This window comes from Methylothermus subterraneus, assembly GCF_054656915.1.
In genome coordinates this window covers 148,428-169,485 of the sequence record NZ_BAAHXK010000002.1, presented here as the reverse complement: position 1 = coordinate 169,485, position 21,058 = coordinate 148,428, and the positions used below count along the sequence as shown (strand labels likewise).

At 59.7% G+C, this 21,058-nt stretch carries 27 protein-coding genes; 19 read left to right on the top strand and 8 right to left on the bottom strand.

The genetic code is table 11. The features are described from left to right. Positions 1 to 23: 23 nt before the first annotated feature. Complete coding sequence (locus ACYQ3M_RS02690) at positions 24 to 602, bottom strand: CDP-alcohol phosphatidyltransferase family protein (protein ID WP_460034507.1); 579 nt, start codon at positions 600 to 602, stop codon at positions 24 to 26. A 75-nt stretch (positions 603 to 677) separates the two neighbouring features. Between ACYQ3M_RS02690 and purM the strand changes: the two genes are divergently transcribed. Further along, on the top strand, positions 678 to 1,718 hold the full coding sequence (gene purM, locus ACYQ3M_RS02685) for a phosphoribosylformylglycinamidine cyclo-ligase (protein WP_460034506.1): 1,041 nt from the start codon (positions 678 to 680) through the stop codon (positions 1,716 to 1,718). Between the two features lie 2 nt (positions 1,719 to 1,720). Here purM and ACYQ3M_RS02680 read toward each other — a convergent pair whose 3' ends face one another. The 4 genes from ACYQ3M_RS02680 to groES form a co-directional block, all read right to left on the bottom strand. After that, positions 1,721 to 2,566, bottom strand: coding sequence for a 23S rRNA (adenine(2030)-N(6))-methyltransferase RlmJ (locus ACYQ3M_RS02680; protein ID WP_460034505.1), 846 nt, complete (start codon positions 2,564 to 2,566; stop codon positions 1,721 to 1,723). A 12-nt stretch (positions 2,567 to 2,578) separates the two neighbouring features. Then, the gene (locus tag ACYQ3M_RS02675; protein WP_460034504.1) at positions 2,579 to 2,854 is read right to left on the bottom strand and encodes an acylphosphatase; all 276 of its coding nucleotides are present in this window, start codon (positions 2,852 to 2,854) and stop codon (positions 2,579 to 2,581) included. A 74-nt stretch (positions 2,855 to 2,928) separates the two neighbouring features. Continuing rightward, positions 2,929 to 4,554 carry a chaperonin GroEL gene (gene groL / locus ACYQ3M_RS02670; RefSeq protein WP_460034503.1) on the bottom strand — a complete coding sequence of 542 codons (1,626 nt, stop codon included), beginning with the start codon at positions 4,552 to 4,554 and terminating at the stop codon, positions 2,929 to 2,931. 27 nt (positions 4,555 to 4,581) lie between these two features. Further along, a complete protein-coding gene (gene groES, locus ACYQ3M_RS02665) occupies positions 4,582 to 4,872 on the bottom strand; it encodes a co-chaperone GroES (protein WP_460034502.1) in 291 nt (96 codons plus the stop codon). A 103-nt stretch (positions 4,873 to 4,975) separates the two neighbouring features. Between groES and ACYQ3M_RS02660 the strand changes: the two genes are divergently transcribed. From ACYQ3M_RS02660 to pqqE, 6 genes are all read left to right on the top strand, one after another. Continuing rightward, positions 4,976 to 5,722: a HesA/MoeB/ThiF family protein gene (locus tag ACYQ3M_RS02660; protein WP_460034501.1), complete on the top strand. Its 747-nt coding sequence runs from the start codon at positions 4,976 to 4,978 to the stop codon at positions 5,720 to 5,722. Positions 5,723 to 5,803: 81 nt separating this feature from the next. Further along, on the top strand, positions 5,804 to 5,878 hold the full coding sequence (gene pqqA, locus ACYQ3M_RS02655) for a pyrroloquinoline quinone precursor peptide PqqA (protein WP_460034638.1): 75 nt from the start codon (positions 5,804 to 5,806) through the stop codon (positions 5,876 to 5,878). Between the two features lie 55 nt (positions 5,879 to 5,933). Further along, a complete protein-coding gene (pqqB, locus tag ACYQ3M_RS02650) occupies positions 5,934 to 6,848 on the top strand; it encodes a pyrroloquinoline quinone biosynthesis protein PqqB (protein WP_460034500.1) in 915 nt (304 codons plus the stop codon). Next, the gene (gene pqqC, locus ACYQ3M_RS02645; protein ID WP_460034499.1) at positions 6,845 to 7,573 is read left to right on the top strand and encodes a pyrroloquinoline-quinone synthase PqqC; all 729 of its coding nucleotides are present in this window, start codon (positions 6,845 to 6,847) and stop codon (positions 7,571 to 7,573) included. The genes pqqB and pqqC overlap by 4 nt, the downstream gene beginning before the upstream one ends. Continuing rightward, entirely contained in the window at positions 7,570 to 7,845 is a 276-nt protein-coding gene (pqqD, locus tag ACYQ3M_RS02640) for a pyrroloquinoline quinone biosynthesis peptide chaperone PqqD (protein WP_460034498.1), read from the top strand. Before pqqC ends, pqqD begins: the two co-directional genes overlap by 4 nt. Further along, positions 7,814 to 8,944, top strand: coding sequence for a pyrroloquinoline quinone biosynthesis protein PqqE (gene pqqE, locus ACYQ3M_RS02635; protein ID WP_460034497.1), 1,131 nt, complete (start codon positions 7,814 to 7,816; stop codon positions 8,942 to 8,944). The genes pqqD and pqqE overlap by 32 nt, the downstream gene beginning before the upstream one ends. Positions 8,945 to 8,954: 10 nt before the next feature. Here pqqE and ACYQ3M_RS02630 read toward each other — a convergent pair whose 3' ends face one another. The 3 genes from ACYQ3M_RS02630 to flgA are packed head-to-tail and all read right to left on the bottom strand — an operon-like array spanning position 8,955 to position 10,470. Then, positions 8,955 to 9,413, bottom strand: a complete 459-nt coding sequence (locus ACYQ3M_RS02630; RefSeq protein WP_460034496.1) for a flagella synthesis protein FlgN — start codon at positions 9,411 to 9,413, stop codon at positions 8,955 to 8,957. Continuing rightward, positions 9,410 to 9,709, bottom strand: coding sequence for a flagellar biosynthesis anti-sigma factor FlgM (gene flgM, locus ACYQ3M_RS02625; protein ID WP_460034495.1), 300 nt, complete (start codon positions 9,707 to 9,709; stop codon positions 9,410 to 9,412). Before flgM ends, ACYQ3M_RS02630 begins: the two co-directional genes overlap by 4 nt. 59 nt (positions 9,710 to 9,768) lie before the next feature. Beyond that, positions 9,769 to 10,470, bottom strand: coding sequence for a flagellar basal body P-ring formation chaperone FlgA (gene flgA / locus ACYQ3M_RS02620; protein ID WP_460034494.1), 702 nt, complete (start codon positions 10,468 to 10,470; stop codon positions 9,769 to 9,771). 113 nt (positions 10,471 to 10,583) lie between these two features. Between flgA and ACYQ3M_RS02615 the strand changes: the two genes are divergently transcribed. The 12 genes from ACYQ3M_RS02615 (at position 10,584) to flgK (ending at position 21,057) form a co-directional block, all read left to right on the top strand. Further along, the gene (locus tag ACYQ3M_RS02615; protein ID WP_460034493.1) at positions 10,584 to 11,507 is read left to right on the top strand and encodes a chemotaxis protein CheV; all 924 of its coding nucleotides are present in this window, start codon (positions 10,584 to 10,586) and stop codon (positions 11,505 to 11,507) included. A gap of 4 nt (positions 11,508 to 11,511) precedes the next feature. Further along, on the top strand, positions 11,512 to 12,369 hold the full coding sequence (locus tag ACYQ3M_RS02610) for a CheR family methyltransferase (protein WP_460034492.1): 858 nt from the start codon (positions 11,512 to 11,514) through the stop codon (positions 12,367 to 12,369). 125 nt (positions 12,370 to 12,494) lie between these two features. After that, a complete protein-coding gene (flgB, locus tag ACYQ3M_RS02605) occupies positions 12,495 to 12,884 on the top strand; it encodes a flagellar basal body rod protein FlgB (protein ID WP_460034491.1) in 390 nt (129 codons plus the stop codon). Positions 12,885 to 12,887: 3 nt separating this feature from the next. Continuing rightward, a complete protein-coding gene (gene flgC / locus ACYQ3M_RS02600; RefSeq protein WP_460034490.1) occupies positions 12,888 to 13,295 on the top strand; it encodes a flagellar basal body rod protein FlgC in 408 nt (135 codons plus the stop codon). A gap of 3 nt (positions 13,296 to 13,298) precedes the next feature. Further along, positions 13,299 to 13,961, top strand: a complete 663-nt coding sequence (locus ACYQ3M_RS02595) for a flagellar hook assembly protein FlgD (protein ID WP_460034489.1) — start codon at positions 13,299 to 13,301, stop codon at positions 13,959 to 13,961. 12 nt (positions 13,962 to 13,973) lie between these two features. Beyond that, positions 13,974 to 15,200, top strand: coding sequence for a flagellar hook protein FlgE (flgE, locus tag ACYQ3M_RS02590; protein ID WP_460034488.1), 1,227 nt, complete (start codon positions 13,974 to 13,976; stop codon positions 15,198 to 15,200). Positions 15,201 to 15,210: 10 nt separating this feature from the next. Then, complete coding sequence (gene flgF / locus ACYQ3M_RS02585; RefSeq protein WP_460034487.1) at positions 15,211 to 15,954, top strand: flagellar basal-body rod protein FlgF; 744 nt, start codon at positions 15,211 to 15,213, stop codon at positions 15,952 to 15,954. 3 nt (positions 15,955 to 15,957) lie between these two features. Next, complete coding sequence (gene flgG / locus ACYQ3M_RS02580) at positions 15,958 to 16,746, top strand: flagellar basal-body rod protein FlgG (protein ID WP_460034486.1); 789 nt, start codon at positions 15,958 to 15,960, stop codon at positions 16,744 to 16,746. A 4-nt stretch (positions 16,747 to 16,750) separates the two neighbouring features. After that, positions 16,751 to 17,419: a flagellar basal body L-ring protein FlgH gene (locus tag ACYQ3M_RS02575; protein ID WP_460034485.1), complete on the top strand. Its 669-nt coding sequence runs from the start codon at positions 16,751 to 16,753 to the stop codon at positions 17,417 to 17,419. Between the two features lie 13 nt (positions 17,420 to 17,432). Beyond that, on the top strand, positions 17,433 to 18,533 hold the full coding sequence (locus tag ACYQ3M_RS02570; RefSeq protein ID WP_460034484.1) for a flagellar basal body P-ring protein FlgI: 1,101 nt from the start codon (positions 17,433 to 17,435) through the stop codon (positions 18,531 to 18,533). A 4-nt stretch (positions 18,534 to 18,537) separates the two neighbouring features. Then, positions 18,538 to 19,413, top strand: a complete 876-nt coding sequence (flgJ, locus tag ACYQ3M_RS02565; RefSeq protein ID WP_460034483.1) for a flagellar assembly peptidoglycan hydrolase FlgJ — start codon at positions 18,538 to 18,540, stop codon at positions 19,411 to 19,413. Positions 19,414 to 19,434: 21 nt separating this feature from the next. Further along, positions 19,435 to 21,057 (top strand): flagellar hook-associated protein FlgK, encoded by a 1,623-nt coding sequence (gene flgK, locus ACYQ3M_RS02560; protein WP_460034482.1) that lies wholly within the window; start codon positions 19,435 to 19,437, stop codon positions 21,055 to 21,057. Position 21,058: the final 1 nt, after the last annotated feature.

The following is a 21,058-nucleotide window of genomic DNA, read 5'->3' as shown; positions in this document are numbered from 1 at the left end:
CTGTTTGGGTGAGTCCGAGAAATTTACGATCTCTTTGGCCGGCGGCCGATTTCAGAAAAAAGATAACGGCCCCACAGCAGAACGTATTGAACCCCGCTGATTATTGTCGTCGCAGCGACCAAGTAAATCAATCCGCTCAGCCACAGCTCAGGAAGCGCCTTAAAACCGTGATGCCAGAACACCGCAAGCAGCAAAACGATCTGGCACAAGGTGTTGAACTTGCTCGTCCAGGTAGGCTGGCCTTCGAACGGATGGAGAAGCCAATAGTAGGCGCTTCCGCCGAGCACGAGGAGCAAATCCCTTCCCACCACCAGGCCCGCCAGCCAGCCAGGCAACAGCCCCACCCAGGCGCTGGCTAGGTAGCCGCCGATCATGAGCAGCTTGTCGGCCAGGGGATCCAGAAGCGAACCCAAGCGGCTGATCCAACCGAAATGCTTGGCCAGAAAGCCATCCAAAGCGTCCGAAGCCCCTGCCAAGAAAAACAAGCCCAACGCCCAATCGAAACGGCGCTCCAGGATCATGGAGACAATAGGCCAGACGAGCAAAATTCTTAAGCCGGTGATCAGATTGGGAAGCTGTTTTGGGGAAAGCCAAGCCTGCATTGCCAATCCATACTTTACTTCTAAATTTCGTACAATAGCAGCTTGAGTGTGCCAGCTTAAATGTGAGGTTTTTGCTTGGATCCATCTCCCCTAGATTACAAAAGCGCCGGCGTAGACATCGCCGCGGGCAATGCGCTGGTAGAAAGGCTCAAACCCCTGGTCAAACCGACTTTTCGCCCGGAAGTATTGGCCGGACTGGGCGGCTTTGGCGCCTTGTTCGAACTTCCCTGGCAGCGCTACCGGCGCCCGGTCCTGGTCGCGAGCACCGACGGGGTAGGCACCAAACTTAAACTGGCACTGGCGCTCAACCGCCACCAAGGCGTGGGCATCGACCTGGTGGCGATGTGCGTCAACGACGTCGTGGTTCAAGGCGCCGAACCTCTGTTTTTTTTAGACTATTTTGCGACCGGCAAGCTCGACGTGGAACTGGCCGCACAGGTCATCGGCGGCATCGCCAAAGGCTGCGAACTGGCCGGCTGCGCCTTGATCGGCGGGGAAACGGCGGAGATGCCGGGCTTCTATCACGGCGGGGAATACGATCTGGCGGGCTTTTGCGTCGGTATCGTGGAAAAGGACGCGCTGATCGACGGCCGCCGGGTGCAGGCCGGCGATGTGTTGATCGGGCTGGCCTCGTCCGGCCCCCACGCCAACGGCTACTCCTTGATCCGTAAAATCTTAGAATTGCGGCAGATCGACTTGAGTTACCCTTTAGCCGGCAAATCCTTGGCCGACTGGCTGCTGGAACCGACCCGCATTTACGTCAAACCATTGCTTGCCCTGATCCGCGAGCACGCGGTTCACGCCCTAGCGCACATCACCGGCGGCGGGATCAGCGAAAACTTGCCCCGGGTACTGCCCAAAGACTTGGCCGCCATCATCGATCTCGATGCTTGGCCGCGGCCGCCGATTTTCGCCTGGATTAAGGAGCAGGGGAAGATCGAGCCGCAAGAAATGCTGTGCACCTTCAACTGCGGCATCGGGATGATCGCCTGCGTTCCGCCCGAGCAGGCCGATGCGGCGCTTACGACTTTGAGCGCGGCAGGGGAAACGGCCTTCCGGATCGGCCAGATCGCAGCGCGCCACCAAGACGCCGTGGTTTACCAAGGAAGCCTCTAAGGTCAACGCACGTGATACTCTAACTCGTAGCGCGCCTCTTTATCCTGCGCTAACCGCGCTGCGAGCCACGGCAGAACTTCCTTACCGCAAGCGGGCAAAGTCCACGGGGGATTCAGCACGAGCACGCCGCTGCCGAACATCCCTGCCCCCCCACGCGGCGGCCGGCGGACGATTAGCTCGGCTTTGAAGTAATCGTCCGCCGCCAGTTTGACCAAGGCTCTCACCATTCGCTCGATCCAGGCTTTGGCCAGGCGTGGATACCAGATCAAATAAATTCCCTGTGGAAAACGCGCGCGCGCCGCGCGCACCGCCTGGGAAACGCGCGTCCAGTCGCGCTCGACCTCATAGCTCGGGTCGATCAGAATGACACCTCGGCGTGACGGAGGCGGCAGCACGCCAAGCAGTCCTGTGAAACCATCCTCCCGATAACAATGCACGCGCCGTTTATGGGCAAAAATCCGGGTAAGGTTTAAGTAGTCGGCGGGATGGAGTTCGAACAGATGGAGCCGGTCGCCAGGACGGGCCAGACGCTGGGCCAACGCCCCAGAGCCAGGATAGCGGCTGAGCGCACCGCCTGGGTTGAAATCCTCAACCAGCTTAAGATAGGTAGCCAGCCCGGCAGGCGCTAAAGCCCTCTCGCGCCACAACCTGCCGATGCCGGTTTGAAATTCACAAAGCTTGCGCGCGTATTCCGAGTTTAGATCGGTGACCCCGCCGCCGGCGTGGGTGTCGATATACGCCCAAGGGGTTTCTTTGGCGTTGAGATAGCTTAAGATTTCGACCACCAACCAATGCTTGAGCACATCGGCGTGGTTGCCGGCATGGAAAGCGTGACGATAGCTCAGCATCTTAAAACCGTCTCACGCCCGCAGGGCAAACTGCTCAAATTCCCCCGTCGCCGGCTCTTCGCGGCTTTCCACCCCGGCCACCTGCGCTAAGGGCGGGCCTTTTCGGCACCAAGCGAGGAGTTTTTGCAAGCTTTGCTCCTCGCCTTCGGCGACGATCTCCACCCGCCCGTCGGGGAGATTCCTGACCCAGCCGGTGAGCTTAAAGCTTAAGGCGATCTCCACCGTGTGAGCCCGGTAAAACACCCCCTGCACCCGACCTGCTACCCAAATATGCAAGCGCTTTCGCATTTTCCCCCTCAAATAGCACAAAGCCCCATCCTTAAAGGACGGGGCTTTGCATTTTAAGGCTGATTGCGTTTGGGTTACATCTCGCCCATGCCGCCTACGCCGGGCGTCGCCGATTCCTCCTTCTTGGGCTCCTCGGCGACCATGGCTTCGGTGGTAAGCATCAGACCGGCCACGGAAGCGGCGTTCTGCAGGGCGGTACGCGTCACTTTGGTCGGATCGAGGATACCCATCTCGATCATGTCGCCGTACTCGCCCGTGGCGGCGTTATAGCCGAAATTGCCTTGCCCTTCCGCCACCTTGTTGTAGACCACCGAACCTTCCTCGCCGGCGTTCTCGGCGATCTGGCGCAGCGGAAACTCCAGCGCCTTGAGGGCGATCTGGATCCCCACGTCCTGATCGTGGTTGGCACCTTTGAGTCCCTTGATCTTCTGCTGCACCCGCACCAAGGCCACCCCGCCGCCGGGCACGATGCCTTCCTCGACCGCCGCCCGGGTCGCGTGCAAGGCGTCCTCGACGCGCGCTTTCTTTTCCTTCATCTCCACTTCCGTAGCCGCGCCGACCTTGATCACCGCCACCCCGCCGGCCAGCTTAGCCAGCCGCTCCTGCAGCTTCTCGCGGTCGTAGTCGGACGTGGTCTCCTCGATCTGCGCCCGGATCTGCTTGATCCGGCCCTCGATCTTGTCCTTGCTTCCGGCGCCGTCGATGATGGTGGTGTCCTCTTTGGTCACCACGACCCGCTTGGCGGTGCCCATCTGGTCCAAAGTGGCTTTCTCCAGATTCATGCCCAGCTCTTCGGAAATCACCATGCCGCCGGTGAGGATGGCGATATCCTCGAGCATGGCTTTACGCCGGTCGCCGAAACCGGGCGCTTTCACCGCGCAGGACTTGAGGATGCCGCGGATGTTGTTGACCACCAAGGTCGCCAGGGCCTCGCCCTCGACGTCCTCGGCGATGACCAGGAGCGGGCGCCCGGCTTTTGCCACCTGCTCGAGCACCGGCAGCAAGTCGCGGATGCTGGAGATCTTCTTGTCGTGGATCAGGATGAGCGGGTTTTCCAGTTCCGCGCTCATGTTCTCCTGATTGTTGATGAAGTAAGGCGACAGATACCCACGGTCGAACTGCATCCCTTCCACGACCTCCAGCTCGTTCTCTAGCCCTGAGCCTTCCTCGACCGTGATCACGCCTTCCTTGCCCACCTTTTCCATCGCTTCGGCGATCAACTTACCGATCGCTTCGTCGTTATTGGCGGAGATGGTGCCTACCTGGGCGATGGATTTGCTGTCGGTGCACGGCACCGAAAGCTTTTTGAGCTCCTCGACCGCCGCCGCCACCGCCTTGTCGATCCCGCGTTTCAAATCCATCGGGTTCATCCCGGCGGCAACGCTCTTTAAGCCTTCATTGAGAATCGCCTGGGCGAGCACGGTGGCGGTGGTGGTGCCGTCACCGGCAGCGTCGGAGGTTTTGGAGGCGACCTCCTTCACCATCTGCGCGCCCATGTTTTCGAATTTGTCCTTCAATTCGATCTCTTTGGCCACCGAGACCCCGTCCTTGGTTACCGTGGGCGCCCCAAACGATTTTTCGAGCACCACGTTGCGGCCCTTGGGCCCCAAAGTCACCTTGACCGCCTTGGCCAGGATATTGACCCCGCGCGCCATTCTCTGGCGGGCATCGTCGCTGAATTTGATCTCTTTTGCTGCCATTTTTTATTCCTCAAATTGCCAGATTAATCAGCCTTCGATAACGGCCATGATGTCGTCCTCGCGCATCACCAGGAGCTCCTGGTCGTCGACGGTGACCTCGGTGCCGGCGTACTTGCCGAACAGCACCTTATCGCCCACCTTGACGTCCAAAGGACGAATATCGCCGTTTTCGAGCACTTTGCCGTTCCCTACGGCCAGCACCTCGCCCTTGATCGGTTTTTCTTTGGCGGTGTCGGGGATTACAATACCGCCGGGCGAGGTTTTCTCTTCTTCCAGCCGCTTGACGATAACGCGATCGTGCAGAGGACGTAGTTTCATGGGTCTTCTCCTTTTTTGAGGTTTACCTGTGGGGTTATTAGCACTCACAAATCTAGAGTGCTAATAATAATCGGCTTTTCCACCGTGTCAAGCATTTTCTGCTATGAACGACGAACTGCTCTTGCGTTACAGCCGTCACATCCTTTTGCCTCAGATCGACATATGGGGCCAGGAGAAATTAATTCAAGCCAAAGTGTTGATCGTAGGGGCCGGTGGGCTGGGATGCCCCGCCGCGATGTATCTGGCGGCTGCGGGGGTCGGCCAGCTGACTATCGCCGACCCCGACCGGGTGGAGCTTTCCAACCTGCAGCGCCAAATCGCCCACACCACGGACGACCTCGGCCGACCCAAGGCAGTCTCGACCCAGGAGACCTTGCGCGCGCTCAATCCCACGATCCAAGTCGAAGCTTTATGCCAGCGCCTGACCGGAGAAAGCTTGACCAAGCAAGTAGCTAAGGCCGATCTGGTATTGGATTGCAGCGATAATTTCGCCACGCGCTTTGAACTCAACCGCGCTTGCGTAAGGCTCCGCACCCCCTTGGTGTCGGGAGCCGCGATCCGCTTCGAGGGCCAAATCGCGGTGTTCGATCCAAGGCGGGAGGATAGCCCCTGCTACAACTGCCTATATGCGGACCAAGGGGAACTGAGCGAACGCTGCACCGAAGCGGGAATCGTCGCCCCGTTGACCGGCATCGTCGGCAGCATTCAAGCGCTCGAGGCGATCAAAGTGCTGCTCGGCATCGGCCAGACGCTGACCGGCCACCTGCTTTTAGTGGACGGGATGACGATGGAATGGAACCGCCTGGCCGTGCCGCGCCATCCCGACTGCCCCACCTGCAGCCGTCGCTAATTTAAGTTGCCTTCGCCAGAAGGCGATCGTATACTTCAAATCTCGGCCAACGAGAGCAACGTCTTTAAGGAGGTACGCAGTATGAAATGGGAAAAACCCAGCTACAAAGATTTGCGTTTTGGTTTTGAAGTCACGATGTACATCTATAACCGCTAATTTCATTAGCTTAAATCTTTAAGGGGTTTCATCACGAAACCCCTTTCTTTCGTCCATGCTGATTCGCGTTTTAGGATCCGGCGCCGGCGGGGGTTTTCCGCAATGGAACTGCAACTGCCAAAACTGCTTACGCCTGCGCCGCGGTGAGATTTCTGCTCGCCCGCGCACCCAGTCCTCGATTGCGGTCAGCACCGACGGTAATGACTGGGTGCTGTTCAACGCCTCGCCCGACATCCGCTTTCAGCTCGAGGCCAACCCGCCGCTGCAGCCCAGGCACGGAGTGCGCGACACTCCCATCCGCGCCATCGTCCTGATCGATGCCCAGATCGACCACACCGCCGGGCTGCTATTCTTGCGCGAAAGCACCCGGCCGTTGCAGGTCTACTGCAGCGAGCCGGTCTATCAGGACTTGACCACCGGTTTCCCGGTCCTGAACTTGCTTGAGCACTACTGCGGCGTCGAGCCCCATCGGATTCCCCTGGACGGGGGGGCGTTTACGATTCCGGGCATCGCGGATCTGCGTTTTGTCGGCCACGCCTTAAAGAGCAAGGCCCCGCCGTACTCGCCGCACCGCCACGCCCCCCATCCGGGCGACAACATCGGCGTTCTCGTCGAACAGCCCTCCAGCGGCAAGAAGCTCTACTACGCCCCAGGCCTTGGGGAAATCGAGCCCCAAGTGCTGGCCGCCATGCACGAGGCCGATTGCGTCTTGGTGGACGGCACCTTCTGGAGCGAGGATGAGATGGCCAAAGTGGGCAGCCCCAAACGCGCGCGCGAGATCGGCCACCTGCCTCAGTCCGGGCCGGGCGGCATGATCGAAGTGCTCGGTCAAATTCCACCCCTCACGCGTAAGATTTTGATCCACATCAACAACACCAACCCGATTCTGGACGAAGATTCGCCCGAACGCCAAAGGCTGGCTGCCGCCGGCATCGAAGTCGCCTACGACGGCATGGAGATCGTGCTATGAGCAACCAAGACTTACCGTGGTCCCGCGAAGAATTCGAAGCGCGCCTGCGCGCCAAGGAAAAGTATTATCATATCTATCATCCCTATCACGTCCTGATGGCGGAAGGAAAGCTTACTCCGGATCAGATTCGTGGCTGGGTGCTCAACCGCTTTTACTACCAAGTCATGATCCCGCGCAAGGACGCGGCGATCTTGGCCAACTGCCCAGATCGGGAAACGCGGCGCGAGTGGTTGCACCGAATCCTAGACCACGACGGCCACGGCGCCGACCCCGGCGGGATCGAAGCCTGGATCCAACTAGGCTTGGCGTGCGGCCTGGAACGCGAAGAGATCACCTCCCTCCGGCACGTGCTGCCCGGAGTACGGTTTGCGGTGGATGCCTATTACCACTTTGCTCGTACCGCTTCCTGGCAAGAAGCGATTTGCTCGTCCTTGACCGAATTGTTTGCCCCCACCATCCACCAGCAGCGCCTTGCCGGCTGGCCCAAATTGTACCCTTGGATCAAACCGGAAGGGCTTACCTATTTCCAAAAACGGGTCAGCCAAGCCAGGCGCGATGTGGAACACGGGCTCACCTTTACCTTGGACTATTTCGGCCAAAGCCGGGCGCTTCAGGAACGCGCGCTGGAGATCCTACAGTTCAAGCTGGACGTTCTCTGGACCATGCTCGATGCCATGTATTTGGCCTATATCGAAGGCAAACCGCCTTATTTCAACGTCCCATGAGCCTGGATCCCAACGCCCCATTGCGGTTTTCCCCGCGCCACCGCCTGCAGTGGGAGGAGGCGCAGCAGAAATACGTCATCCTCTATCCTGAAGGGTTGGTCGAGCTCAACCACACCTCCGCCGATATCCTAAAGCTGTGCGATGGCCGCCATACTTTAAAGACCATTACCGCCGAGCTGGAACGCAAGTACCAAACCCAAGGTCTTATCGACGACGTGCGCGAATTTCTGGAGGTCGCCCTTGACCACGGCTGGATCCAAACCGAAGCCTAGCCCGCCGCGCTGGCTGCTCGCGGAGCTCACCTACGCTTGCCCGCTGCAATGCCCCTACTGCTCCAATCCGATAGACTACTCCCGCTACAAACGCGAACTGACCACCGCCGAATGGCTGGACGTCCTGCGCCAAGCGCGGAAGATGGGCGCGGTGCAGCTTGGTTTTTCGGGCGGGGAGCCTTTGCTACGCCAGGACTTAGAACAGCTCATCGCCGAAAGCCGAAAACTCGGCTACTACACCAACCTCATCACTTCCGGCGTGGGTTTGCACCAAGAGCGCATTCGCGCTTTCAAAGAAGCTGGTCTTGACCACATTCAGCTGAGCTTTCAGGCGCCGTTCAAGGAGCTCAACGATTACCTAGCCGGGACCGAATGTTTCGAACAAAAACTCGAGGCGGCCAGATTAATCAAGCGCCACGGCTTCCCCATGGTGCTGTGCTTCGTCCGCCACCGCCTCACCGAACCTTATGTAGAAGATTTTCTAAAACTGGCCATAGAGCTTGAAGCCGATTACGTGGAACTGGCGATGGTCCAGAACCTGGCCTGGGATCTCGTCAACCGCAAAGTGCTCTTGCCCACCAAAGAACAATTGGCCCGTTCGGAAGCGATCGCCAAAGCGTATCAGGAAAAGCTCAAAGGGCGGATGAAGATCTATTACGTCGTGCAAGACTACTACGAGTCCCGCCCCAAAGCCTGCATGAGCGGCTGGGGCAACATCTTCTTGACCATCGCCCCGGACGGCACGGCCCTGCCTTGCCACGCAGCAAAAATTTTACCCATCGAATTCCCCACCGTCCGCGACCACAGCGTGCGTTGGATCTGGGAGGAGTCGCCGGCGTTCAACCGCTTCCGCGGGTTTGACTGGATGCCGGAACCGTGCCGCTCGTGCGACGAGAAGGAAAAAGACTTCGGCGGCTGCCGCTGCCAGGCCTACCTTTTGACCGGCGACATGACCGCCACCGATCCAGTGTGCGCCAAATCCCCCCACCACGACCTGATCGAACGCGCGACTTTGGAAGCGCAAAGCGCCGGCGAACAGCCGCTGATTTTCCGCAACCCGAAAAACGCGCGCCGCGTTCTCGATCGTTCCAGTTCGTAATCAATTGGCTTTAAGTTGCGCCCAGCAGGCGCAGCGCATCTGCTTGGACCAAGCGGCCGTCTGCGCCGTAACCGAGCTGCGGCGGTTGATTGCAGAGCAATCCCAGCAATTGGCGATTGTGTTCCTGCAGCACCGCGATGATGGCGCCGTTGGCCTCGTTCAGTTGGCGGCACCGCGCGGTATTACGCCGAATTCGGCGCCAAAGAGCGTAAGCCTCAGCCTGCCGCCCCCCCTCCAGCTCGGCGATTAGGGCTTGCATAGTAAAACTTGGTTGCGGCCGACCCGAGTGCTGCGGCAAGCGCTCGAGCAGCGCGTTGATTCGATCGACCGCGGCGTTCTTCTCGGCGACCCATTCCGGCAGCGTGCCCATGTTGCGCTCCTTAAGCGCAGCCTGCTCGCCTTCTAAAACGCGGCCTAAGTTTTGGGTTTCGGCTTCTAGCCGTTTGAGCCATTGCAACAGGGACGTCATGGGTTGAGCTGGCGTTCCATTTCGATGATTTTCTCGGCGATGCGCTCGGCGTCGATCCGGTAGGTTCCTGAAGCAAGCTGCTGGGCTACCCTTGCCACCAACTCGGTATCGACCACCGCCGCGCTCGCCAGCGCCGCTTGCGCCTGTTTTAGGCGGGCGGCGGCTTCGGTCAACGCCACCGCATCGGATTCCGTTTGATTTTCCGGTCGGGGCGAAACGCTTGGGCGCGTTGCTTGCGGTTTACCCGGAGCCGGTTCGATCGCCTTGCCGGTGACCGGGCGCAGGTCTATAGGCATACTCGAATCCTCTCGATTGCTCTAGGATTTATATCGGCCATCGCTTGAATAAGTTTAGCTCAAAAAGCCACCTGAACCTCGCCCGGACCTTGCACGATTCCCTCCACCACGCGCTGCGAGCGGTCGTTCACCACCCGAATCCGCTGCCCTAGCCCACCGTCCATGAGCGCGTGCCCACCCATGCGTACTTCCAAAGCCCCTGTGTTCACCCGGATGATCACCGCATCGCCTTTGTTGACCACTTTCACCGGCGCCAAGTGCCGCGGCGTCAAAACCGTTCCCTTGGGCAGGGAATTTTTCAAGCGCTGTCCCAACACCGCCTCGGCGTTGCCAAAATACCCTTGTTGCAATTTCCCAGTATCCACGAGTTCTAATACCACCGTATCTCGCGTTAGCACCGTGCCTTTAGGCAGCGCCTGAGCAAGGACCGCTACCCGCTCAAAGACCTGAACGTTTGCTTTGGCGTAGATCGTCCAAGGATGGCCGCCGCGGCATTCCACGCCGACCGAGGTCGCCCCGATCGGCACCGCCGCGTGCAAGGGAACTACCGTCAATGGCCGATCGCAGGGCGGCAACCGCAGCCTAGGATCCAAGGGAGCAACTTCGACGTCAAAATTTTGAAAATGCTGTCGGACAATTGACTTGAGCTCGGCGACAATCGCCTGCCGGATGCTCTCTAGTGACTGCACATCTTGCGCCGCCGCGGGCCAGGCAGCGCCCAAGACCCATCCCCAAAACAACCAAGCGCTTGAGTTTCGCATGCGTGTCTCCGCTGATCTTGAATAAGTTCTGCAAAAGCGATGCCGTCAGATTCTTAAAGCTTGCCTGAATCCTGCCGATTAAGAAAACACGCAAACCAACTTTGGAGTCTGTCATGGCCTCTTTTCTCGCCAGCGTCGACCAACGCACTCAGCTCGCCGGCCACAACCGCCTTGAGCTGCTCCTGTTCCGCCTCCAAGGCGAGCAGCGCTTTGGAATCAATGTGTTTAAAATCAGAGAGGTGATCGCCTGTCCGGCGCTGACCCAGATTCCCCAAGCCCACCCGGCGATGTGCGGGATCGCCCACCTGCGGGGGCGCACGGTGCCCATCGTAGACCTCGCCCAAAGCATCGGCTATGCCCCGTCTCCCCGCGACGGGCGGGGATACGTGATCGTCACCGAGTACAACCGTTCGGTGCAGGGATTCCTGGTCGGTGGGGTCGATCGGATCATTAACTTAGGTTGGCAACAGATCAAACCGCCCCCCAAAGGGACCGGCAAGGACAGCTACCTGACTGCGGTCACCGAATTTGAGAACGAATTGATCGAGGTCATCGACGTAGAAAAAATCCTCAAAGACATCACCGGCGCCAGCGAGACGGTCTCGGAAGGCGTGATCGATGCCACGCTCAAAGCCCAGGGGCATCATATCTTGGTCGTCGATGATTCGGCGGTCGCCCGCAATCAGGTCAAACGGGTGCTCGACCAGATAGGGGTAGAATGCACCCTCGCCCGCGACGGCGAAGAAGCTTGGCGCATCCTGACAAATTGGCTCGAGGAAGGCAAAGACTTAAAAGCGTTTCTGACCATGATCGTGTCCGACATCGAGATGCCTCAAATGGACGGTTACACTTTAACCACCAAGCTCCGCGAGCACCCGCAACTGAAGGATTTATATGTTTTGCTCCATTCCTCTTTAAGCGGGGTGTTCAACCAGGCCATGGTGGAAAAAGTCGGCGCCGACCGCTTCCTCGCCAAATTTGCTCCGGATGAGCTGGCAAAGGCAATCCAAGAGCGCCTCATTAAACAAGCGGCTTAAAACCATGAGCTCAGGGCGGTTCCAGGAACTCTCCGGAAACCGTCGGGACCGTCTCACCCAAGAGGAATTTCAGGCGATCCGGGAATTTCTCTATCGCCACACCGGCATCGTCCTGGCAGACAACAAACGCTATTTGGTCGAAAGCCGCCTGCGCGACCTACTCCAAAGCCACTCGACCAGTTTTAGCCAATGGATATCCTACTTGCGCGCCGACACGCTGCCGGCGGAATTTCGCACGCGCCTGATCGAGGCGTTGACTACCAACGAAACTTTTTGGTTTCGCGATGCCCAGCAATTTGAGCTCCTTCAAAACCAGCTGCTGCCAAAACTGAGTCATCGGCGTCCCATCCGGATTTGGTCCGCCGCCTGCGCCACCGGCCAGGAGCCTTATTCCATCGGCATCTGCGTGCACGAGGCGAGGCGCTTAAAACCAGGCCTTAAAGTTGAGGTGCAAATCCTCGGCACCGACTTGGCGGGCAGCGCGCTCCAGATCGCAAAGCAAGCAGTTTATTCGGATCTGGCCACCGCGCGCGGCCTCTCTCCGGAGCTTAAACAACGCTACTTTCTCCCCCACCCAAACGGTTGGCAGCTCAAGCCAGAAGTCAGGCGATTGGTGAGTTTTCAGCAGCTGAATCTGCTCGACTCGTTTGCGGCTTTGGGCCAGTTTGATCTGATCTTCTGCCGCAACGTCCTGATTTACTTTTCCCCGGAGCTTCGGCGCCAGATTCTCGAACGGCTAGCGGAGCTTCTTTTGCCTCACGGCTACCTCTTCTTGAGCAGCACCGAATCCTTGCCGCCTGGCCTAAACCGCCTGTCTCCAGTAATCGCGCATGGGGTGCGCTATTACGTCCGCAATGCTTAAAAGAAGCGGCAAAAAGTTGCCGCCTGCCGCCTGACTCAAAATGCAACTCATTGAAAATAAATAAAAATATTTATGGCACAGGACGTGCTTTAAAAATTGCAGACCAACAACTTAATTGCTCTGTCATGAAAATCAACTTTGCCAATACGCTCGGCCTTCACCCTCAGGCTCTGGCGCTGCGCGCCCGGCGGGCCGAGGTGCTCGCCTCCAATTTAGCCAACGCCGACACCCCCAATTACAAAGCCCGAGATTTCGACGTGGACCGACTGCTGCGCGAAGCCGAAACACCCGCTATCCCTCTGCGCGTCACTCACCCAAGTCACATCGCCCAAGTTTCAGATGCTTTTAACGGGCTGCTTTACCGCGTGCCGCAGCAAGCCTCTCTGGACGGCAACACGGTGGAGGAGCACATCGAGCAGGCCAAATTCGCCGACAACGCTCTGCGCTATCAGGCCAGCCTGCGCTTCATCAACGGCAAGATTTCCACCTTGCTTTTGGCATTGCGCGGAGAATAAGCCATGAGTTTTAAGATCTTTGACGTGGCCGGCTCTGGGATGAACGCCCAGCTGCTCCGACTCAACCTCACCGCCAGCAATCTGGCCAACGTCGACAGCGTCTCGAGCAGCATCGAGCAGACCTACAAATCGCGCCAGCCGGTATTTGCCGCCCAACTCCAAAACGCGCTCGATACAGGCGCGGTCGAGGTCAGAGTGCTGGGGGTAGTCGAAAGCCCGGCCCCCCTGCAGATGGAATACGCCCCCCACCATCCCATGGCCAACCCAGACGGCTATATCTTCAAACCCAACGTCAATCCGGTGGAGGAACTGGCCAACATGATCGCCGCCTCGCGCGCGTATCAGAACAACGTCGAGGTGCTAAACACCGCCAAAGAGTTGATGCTGCAAACCCTGCGGATGGGAGAATAAGCGATGAACGTAGAGCAGTTGCAAAAATTGGGGCTTATCCGCCCGGATCCCCCCAAAAAGCCCCGCAATGAACTGGGCCAAGAGGACTTCTTGAAGCTCATGGTCACCCAGATGACCCATCAGAACCCCCTAAAGCCCATGGAAAATACCGAATTTTTAACCCAGATGGCCCAGTTCGGGACGGTCTCGGGGATTCAGGCATTGCAAAAGTCGTTCACCGATTTTGCCAACGCCATCGGCTCCGACCAGACCCTACAGGCGGCCGGCCTGATCGGGCGCAAAGTGCTGGTGCCGGGAGACAAGGCCATGCTGGCTGCAGGCAGCGCGATTCAAGGGGTCGTCGAACTCGACAAACCCGCCACCGCGATCGCGGTCAAAATCCTCGATGCGTCCGGGGTGCCCGTACGTACCTTGGAGCTGGGAGCGCACGATCAAGGCCAGGTCGAGTTCCAATGGGACGGGTTAAAGGACGACGGCACCGTCGCCGACCCCGGGATCTATCGGATTCAGGCCGAAGGCATGGTCGGCGGAGAACGCCTTGCCCTTCCAACCCTAGTCGTTGCCCCGGTTGAAAGCATCGCCGCCAACCCTTCTGGCTACGGCCTGAGCGTCGAGCTTCCCGGGCTAGGCAAGGTGGATTTTAAAGACATCCGGCAAATTCTCTAAGGAGGTGAATTTATGGCATTCAACACGGCTTTGAGCGGGCTTTCGGCCGCTGCGCTCGATCTTCAGACCACCGGCAACAACATCGCCAACGCCAACACCACGGGCTTTAAAAAATCCCGCGCGGAGTTTGCCGACGTCTACGCCAAAAGCTTAGGCGGCAATTCCAAAGTCCTTCCGGGAAGCGGCGTGCGCACCTCGGCCATCGCCCAAAGCTTCACTCAAGGCAACATGGAATACACCGACAACGTTCTGGACCTGGCGATCAACGGCGCAGGATTCTTCGTTCTGGCCGATAGCCCTACCGGCGCTCCGACCGCCTACACCCGCGCCGGGGCGTTCAAGCTCGACAAGGACGGCTACATCGTCACCAACCAAGGCAAATACCTGGTCGGTTGGGGCAAAGACTTTAGCCTGCAAGGGCTGAAAGTGGAAACCACCGGCACCGGCGCGCCTAAAGCCACCGGCCAGGTTAAATTACAGGTCAATCTCGACGCGAAAAGCGTCCAACCCAGCGTCACGCCGTTCGACCCGACCAAGCCGGAAACTTACAACCACGTCACCTCGGTGACGGTGTACGATTCCCTAGGCAACGCCCATACCGTAACTTCTTATTTCGTCTCCAAGAATCCGACGACCCCCCCCAACAGTTGGGACGTTTACCAGTACATCGACGGCAATTCCTTAGGCGGGCCAACCGCGCTTGAATTTAGCGCCACCGGCTCGCTCCTCAGCGTCGACGGCACGCCCGGCAACACGACAGCTACCTACGGACCGTACGCCATCCCCGGCGCCGACGACCTGAACATAGTTTACGACTTTGCAGGCTCCACCCAATACAACAGCGATTTTAGCGTCGACAGCTTAAGCCAGGACGGCTATTCGGCCGGGATCTTTACGGGGCTGACGATAGACGAGCAAGGCAATCTATGGGCTTCGTTCAGCAACGGCAGCCCACAAAAGCTGGGTCAAATCGCCCTGGCGAGGTTTGCCAACGAGCAAGGCCTAACCAAATTGGGCGATACGTTGTGGGCAGAAAGCTTTGCCTCGGGCGAGCGCCTGTTAAACCCTCCCGGCATCGGTGGAAGCGGATCCATCCAATCCGGCGCGCTAGAGACCTCCAACGTCGATTTGTCCAAGGAGCTGGTACATCTCATCGTCGCCCAGCAGGCCTATCAAGCCAACGCCGAGACCATCTCGACCGAAAACCAGGTGATCCAGTCGCTGCTCAACATCCGTTAGGAGCTAAACCATGGACCGTAGCCTGTTCGTCAGCATGAGCGGGGCCAAGGAAACGCTTCAGGCGCAAACCGCTGTTAGCAGCAACTTGGCTAACCTCAATACCACGGGATTTAAGGCCGATCTCGAACAGTTCCGCAGCATGCCGGTCTTCGGTCCCGGTCACCCGACGCGGGTCTACGCGATGCACGAGCGCCCGGCGACCGACTTCGATCCCGGGCCGATCCAGACCACCGGGCGCGAACTCGACATCGCCATCCAAGGCGAAGGCTGGCTTGCGGTGCAGGCGCCAGATGGTTCCGAAGCCTATACCCGGCGCGGCGACCTTAAGCTTTCCCCCGAGGGTTTGCTGCTCACCGGAGACGATTTGCCGGTGCTAGGGGAAAACGGACCGATCGCGATTCCTCCGGCGCAGAAAGTCGAAATCGCCCCCGACGGCACGATCAGCATCCTGCCCTTAGGGGAAAAACCGGCGGTTTCCGTGGTGGTTGACCGCCTCAAACTGGTCCGCCCGCCTGTTACGCAATTGGTAAAAGGCCTAGACGGCCTGATCCGACTCAAAGACGGCGCCACGGCGCCGGCCGATGCCGGCGTGACTTTGGTGTCCGGCGCCTTGGAGGGCAGCAACGTCAATCCAGTCGCTGCCTTGGTCGAGATGATCGAGCTTGCACGCCGGTACGAGCTGCAGGTCCGGATGATGAAGACCGCAGAAGACAACGCCGATGCCAGCGCACGGCTATTACGCATGGGAGGATAAGCGATGACCGACCGCGCCCTTTGGGTGGCCAAAACCGGCCTAGACGCCCAACAAACCCGCATGGCGGTGATTTCCAACAATCTGGCCAACGTCAACACCACCGGTTTCAAAAAAGGCCGGGCGGTATTCGAGGACCTTCTGTATCAAAACGTGCGCCAAGTGGGCGCGCAATCGAGCCAAACCACGCAGCTGCCTTCGGGGCTCCAACTCGGCACCGGCGTCAAGATCGTCGCCACCGAAAAGCTTCACACCCAGGGCAACATCGTCGAGACCGGCAACGCCCTGGACGTGGCCATCAACGGCCGTGGGTTCTTCCAGGTCCTGCTGCCCGACGGCAGCCTCGCCTACACCCGCGACGGTTCGTTTAAGCTGAACTCCGAAGGGCAACTGGTCACCGCCGGCGGCTACTTCTTGGAGCCGGCGATCACGATCCCGCAAGGCGCCACCAGCATCACCATCGGCAAGGACGGGATCGTCTCGGTCACGGTGGGGGGAGACGCTGCCCCGCAGCAGGTGGGACAAATCCAACTTGCCAACTTTCTCAACCCGGCGGGGCTAGAACCCATCGGCGAGAACCTGTTCCGCGAATCGGTCGCCAGCGGTCCGCCGACGGTAGGCAATCCAGGCGAAGAAGATCGCGGCGCCCTGGTTCAGAACGCGCTCGAAACCTCCAACGTCAACGTGGTGGAGGAAATGGTCAACATGATCGAGACCCAAAGAGCTTATGAACTCAATTCCAAAGCGATTGAAACGACCGATCAAATGCTGGCGTTCGTCACCAACCATCTGTAACGCCATGCGCCTTTGCATTGCGGGGCTCTGTTTTGGGCTTGCAGGCTGCGCCGCCCTGCCCGAACCTATGCCGCGTCACAATCCGGCGTTCTCCCCAGCACCCCCGCCGTACGCGGCGCGCGCCTTGCAGCCCACCGGCAGCATTTACCAGGCCAACACTTCCCTGCGCTTGTTTGAAAACCTCACCGCCCGGCGCGTGGGCGACATCCTGACCATCCGCCTGGTGGAAGCCACCGACGCCTCCAAAGACGCCGACCTTAAGGTAGCCAAAAACAATAAAATCGGCGCTTCCGCGCCGATCCTGTTCGGAGCCGCCAAACCGCTAGGCATCGACTTTAAGACCGACCTGAGCAGCACCAAAGACTACTCTGGCAAAGGCCAGACCAGTCAAAGCAACAAGCTCAAAGGCACCATCACCGTCACCGTGGTCGAGGTCCTGCCCAACGGCAATCTCCGGGTTCAGGGAGAAAAGCGCCTGACCATCAACGACGGGCACGAATACGTGCGTCTCTCCGGCATCGTGCGGCCGGTGGACATCGACGACAGCAACTCGGTGCCGTCGACCCAAGTCGCCGACGCCACCGTCATGTACACCGGCGAAGGCGCGATGGCCGACGTCAAGCAAGTCGGGTGGCTGACGCGCTTCTTCAACAGCCTTTTGTTCCCGTTCTAAAGGAGCCAAGGCGATGGATAGGAAATTTTGGCTGGGGATCGCGCTTTTGGGTTTGAGCCTCGCCGCTCAGGCGGAACGCATCAAAGACCTGGCGACAGTCGCCGGGGTGCGCGACAATCAACTGATCGGTTACGGCCTCGTGGTGGGCCTTAACGGCACCGGCGACAATCCGACCAGCGCCCGGTTTACCGGCCAGACCTTGCGCAACTTCTTGGCCAACTTAGGGGTAACCTTGCCTCCTGGGATCAACCTGCGGACCAAAAACGTCGCCGCGGTCTCGGTGCACGCGACCTTGCCGCCGTTTGCCAAACCCGGCCAGACTATCGACGTGACCGTCTCCTCGCTGGGCGACGCCAAAAGCCTGCGCGGCGGCTCGCTGCTGATGACCCCGCTCAAGGGCGCCGACGGTCAGGTGTACGCCATCGCCCAAGGGGAACTGCTGGTGGGGGGCTTGAGCGCCGAAGGCCGGGACGGCTCCAAGATCACCGTCAACGTCCCCAGCGTCGGGCGGATTCCGAACGGCGCCACGGTGGAACAGGCCGTCCCTACCCCGTTCCCCGAGGCCAAATACCTTACCTTGAACCTGCATCAGCCCGACTTCACCACCGCGGAGCGAATCGCCGCCGCGATCAATAAAACCTTCGGCCCGGGCACCGCCAAACCCCTAGACAGCGCCTCGGTCCAGGTGGCTGCGCCGGAAGACCCGGCCCAGAAAGTAAGCTTTTTCTCTTTGATCGAAAACCTGAGCGTCGAACCTGGGGAAGCGGCGGCCAAGGTGATCGTCAACTCGCGCACCGGCACCGTGGTCATCAGCCGCAACGTGCGGGTCTTGCCGGCGGCGGTCTCGCACGGCAACCTGGTAGTCACCATCCGCGAACACCCGGAAGTCAGCCAACCCCAACCCTTCGCCCAGGGGACCACCCAGGTGGTGCCGCGCTCGGAGGTCAAGATCGAGGAAGAAGGCAAGCGCATGTTCGTATTCGACCCCGGCGTGACTTTGGACGAACTGGTGCGGGCGGTAAATCAGGTGGGCGCGGCCCCTTCGGACCTGGTGGCGATCCTGGAGGCTTTAAAAAGCGCCGGCGCCCTGCAGGCGGAACTGATCGTGATCTAAAGCGATGCGCGCGACTGCCGATATTTATACCGAGTTCTCCGGATTGGGCGAGCTAAAACGGCTCGCCCAGCAGGATCAAGGCGCCGCGCTCAAAGAAGCGGCCAAACAATTTGAAGCGGTGTTCGTACAGATGCTGCTCAAACAAATGCGCGAAGCCAGTCCAGGCGATCCGATCTTCGCCAGCGATCAGACCCAGTTTTATCGGGAGCTGCACGACCGCCAACTGGCGCTGCACCTGGCCGAACACGGAGGATTGGGCTTGGCCGCGTGGTTTTCCGGGCAACTGCAAGGATCCCCACCCAAACCCACCTCGGCGCAAGACGGCAAGGCGGTTATCGTTCCCTCAAGGCCAGACTGCCCCTCGACCCCTCCCGCGGCAGCGGCGTCAAACCCTGGGAAAAAAACACCAGAACGATTCGAATCCGCCGAGGATTTCGTCCGCTCCCTGTGGCCGGAGGCGCAGGCCGCCGCGGCGGCAATCGGCCTTGACCCTAAGCTGCTTTTAGCCCAGGCCGCTTTGGAAACCGGCTGGGGCAAAAGGATCATCCACCACCCCGACGGCCGCAGCAGCTACAACCTGTTCAACATCAAAGCCGACCCTTCTTGGCCGGGGGAGGCGATTCAGGTCAACACCTTAGAGTATCAGGAGGGAGTCGCGGTAAAAAAACGCGCGGCGTTCCGCGCCTATGAAAATTACCGCCAGAGCTTTGCCGACTATCTCAAGCTGATCCAAAGCCCGCGCTATACCGAGGCGCTCAAACACGCTGTTGACCCCGATCGCTACCTAAACGCCTTGGCCCAGGCCGGCTACGCCACCGACCCGAACTACGCCGCCAAGGTGCTGGCGATTTATCAACACGAAACCCTAGCGGCCTTGTAAGCCTTGCGCAGGAGATCGACCATGACCAGCCCCATTCTGAGTATCGCCTCTTCCGCCTTGCAGGTCACCCAACAGGCGCTCGATACGACCTCCCATAACATCGCCAACGTCAACACCCAAGGCTATAGCCGCCAGCGGGTGGAGGCAGTCGCGCGCGAACCCCAGTTCATCGGGGCGGGATTCCTCGGCACCGGGGTCCAAACCGCGACGATCCAACGCCTTTACGATCGCTTTCTAGAAGCGCAGCTGCAGGCTTCGAGCGCGAACCTTGCCGAAGTCGATCAGTACCTGCGCCTTGGCGCGCAGATCGACAACCTGATCGCCGACCCGGACGCAGGACTTCCTTCGGCGCTGGCCAACTTCTTCAACGCCGTCCACGACGTGGCAAGCGACCCGACCTCGATCCCGGCGCGCCAAACCCTGCTCAGCGAGGCGCAAACCCTCACCGGCCGCTTCCACAGCCTAGACGCGCGGCTCAAAGCGATCCACCGGCAGGTCTTCAACGATCTGGATACCACCGCCCAGACCGTCACCGCCCTAGCCAAACAGGTCGCCGATCTCAACCGGCGGATTATCGCCCAATCCGGCTCGGCTCCGCCCAACGACCTGCTGGATCAGCGCGATGCCCTAATCCAGCAGCTCGCAGAAAAGGTCCGCGTGAGCCAGGTGGTTCAGAAAAACGGCGCAGTCAGCTTGTTTATCGGCAACGGCCAGGCGCTGGTGCAAGACGTGCAAGCATTCGAGTTGCGCGTGCAGCCCAACGCTTTAAACCCCGAGCAACCGGAAGTGCTGCTGGTCACCCCGGCCACCACCGTGACCGTCACCAAGCAGATCCAAGGCGGAGAGATGGGCGGCAGCCTAAGGTTTATCGGCGAAGTGCTTGAACCCACCCGCGCCAAACTCGGCCGCATCGCCGCCGGGCTCGCTTTAGAATTCAACGCCTTGCACCGAACCGGCTTCGACCTGGACGGCGGCACCGGCAAAGATTTCTTCACCCCTTTAACCATTCCCGTCGCGCAAACCGGCAGCGGCACGATCTCGGTCGCCTACGCCAACGCCGCCGACCTCAAGCCCAGCGATTATCTCCTGGAATACGACGGCAGCACCTACACCCTCACCCGCCTGAGCGACAAGACCCAAACCACGCTCACTGGCTTTCCGGCCACCGTCGACGGCCTGCAAATCGACTTCACCAGCCCTCCGACCGGGCCTTCGACCTTCCTGATCCGGCCCACCGCCGAAGCGGCTGCCAACCTTCAACCTGCGCTCACCGACCCGCGCGACATCCAAGCCGCTCTGGTCGATACCAGCGGTGGGGCCATCGGCGACAACGGCGTGGCCCTGGGCTTGGCCGCCCTAGAAGCGAGCAAGATCCTGCTCGGCGGCCGCGCCACCTTGCAAGACGCCTACCAGCAGATGGCCGCGGAGGTAGGTACCTTGATCCGCTCGGCGCGCATCGCTCAAGGAGCCCAAGACGCCTTAAAGCAGCAGGCAATCCAGGCGCGCGAGCAAATTTCTGGCGTCAACCTCGACGAGGAGGCCGCCAACCTGCTCAAATTCCAGCAAGCCTACCAGGCTGCCGCCCACGTGGTCAGCGTCGCCCAACAGACTTTCGACACCTTGATCAGCGCAATCCGGAGGTAAG